At 72.7% G+C, this 1,996-nt stretch carries 2 protein-coding genes; both read right to left on the reverse strand.

The genetic code is table 11. From position 1 onward, the window contains the following. On the reverse strand, positions 1–829 hold an 829-nt coding region (locus ACWELJ_RS34025; RefSeq protein WP_452370162.1), incomplete at its 3' end, for a hypothetical protein. Positions 830–871: 42 nt separating this feature from the next. Further along, positions 872–1,996: LuxR C-terminal-related transcriptional regulator (locus ACWELJ_RS34030; protein WP_452370163.1), on the reverse strand; the 1,125-nt coding region annotated here is incomplete at its 5' end.

A 1,996-nucleotide genomic window follows, 5' to 3' on the forward strand; every position in this document is an offset into this window, starting at 1 on the left:
CGCCTGATCGACCTCGCCGATCGCGACGCCCGAGCCGAGCGACGCGGAACCGTTGTCCGGCCGCACCTTTCCCAGCAGTAGCGACAGCAGGGTGGGCGATGATGTACGGGCCTCGGGAGGCGCGCGGCGCGTGCGTGACCGCGGCCCCCGGAATCGACCGGGTGATCGCCGGCTCGGCGGCGGTGACGGCCGGAACCGCGGCGACCGCGGCCGAATAGGCCTGCGCCAGCGGCTCGGACGACTTCAGTGTGGGCAGCACATCGGTGACGTCGGCGGCGTTCACGGCGGACGCGGTGGCATCGGGCGGGGTCAGCCCGGCCGGAGTGGACAGCACCGCCGCCAGGGCCGCGCGGGCCGCGTTGTAGGCGAGCGTCTTGCCGGTCTCCGCGTCCGCCTGCGGTAGGTCGCGCTCACTGACCAGCACCACCGACTTCAGGCCCAGGTAGTCCAGGGCCTCGCGGAGCGAGCGCACGTGCGCGTCGGTCCAGCCGGTCGGGTGCGCCAGATAGAACTCGGCGGGCCCGTTGAGGTGTTCGGCGGCCTGACTGATCAGGCAGAACACCGCGGTGGCCATCAGGTCCTCGGCGCGATACGCCTCGCCGTCGTCCACCGCCAGCCCCGCCGGGTCGCCGACCGCGCCGACGAAGCCGCGAATGGAGTGCGAATAGCCCTCCGGCGCCTCCCCGCCCAGCACCGCGTCGCCGTCATCGGACATGTGCAGCACCGATTCACGCACGGTGTAATGCACCGGGAGCGTGGCGTCGTCGCCGGTCACCACGGCTACGACGGATTCGTCGTCCGCGATCCGCAGACCCACGCCAGTGGCCATCCTCGTTACCTCACTCGGTGCGTCCGGTCTCTCCGCGCCGGATCAGACCAGGAGTGAACCGTGACCCATGGCGCGGAGCATTGACAATAACTCCGAACGCGACCCCGCACCGATTCGGCGTCTCATCCGGGCCACGTGATGTTCCACGGTTTTGGCCGAGATGTAGAGCCGGGCCCCGATCTCCCGGTACGTCAGACCCAGCAGTACCAGTTCGGCCACCTCGCGTTCGCGTTCGCTCAGCACGGTATCGGTGACCGGTTCCGGGCGTGCCTGCGGGGCCGCGGGCTCGGGCACCCGCACCGGAGCTTCCGGCGGCCGGGACTGCGCGCGCACGGTACGGGCCAGCTTCAGCAGGGCGGTCGCGGTGGCCGCGTCTCCGACCGCCAGCGCGGCCTCACTGGCCAGCCGGGCCGCGTCCCAGCGCAGGCCGAGCCCGGCCAGTCGCGCCACCGCGCCCTCGACCCGATCCCGCACCACCTGACCGCGCAGCACCAGCACCCAGGTGCGGCCCGCGTCGGCCAGCACCGCGGCCTGCGGATCCCCCGCCGAGGCGGCCGTCTTCAGCCGATGAGCGTGCGGCAGCAGGGCTTCCGGGCTCTCCTGGGCGATAGCGGCCTGAATCGCGTACCAGTGGAAGGCATTCGACCAGACCGGCGGTTCGCCCAGGCGGCGCAGCAGGTCGTCGGCGCCGGTCACCAGCGCCGTCATCCGCGCCTCGTCGCGCAGACGGATTCCGGCCAGCCACAGTTCGCCGATCGGCAACAGCGCCAGCAGGTCCGCGCCGACCTCGTCGAACAGCGGGTAGGCCTGCTGCCAGGCCAGGGCCAGCGCCGCATGGTCACCGCTGCGACGGGCCAGGCCGACGATCACGCCGTGCGCGAGCAGGCGATCCCGCGGATCCAGTTCCGCCACCGGCACTTCCGACATCAGGGTGGCGGCCGAATGCTCGTCGCCGCCCAGCATGGCCACCCAGGCCCCGAGCACCAGGCTCTGCGGTGTGGGGGTCGCACCGCGCAGGGCGTCGGCCGCGCGACGGGGATCGCCCATGCTCAGGCACAGCAGCACCGCGATCGACACCGCCGAGCACGGCAGGAAGCGATCGCCGCCGTCGTCGGCCGGGGCCGGGCCGGAGTGCGCCGCGTGGATCAGCGCCGAGGCCGCCGACAC

Source organism: Nocardia sp. NPDC004582 (assembly GCF_053602115.1).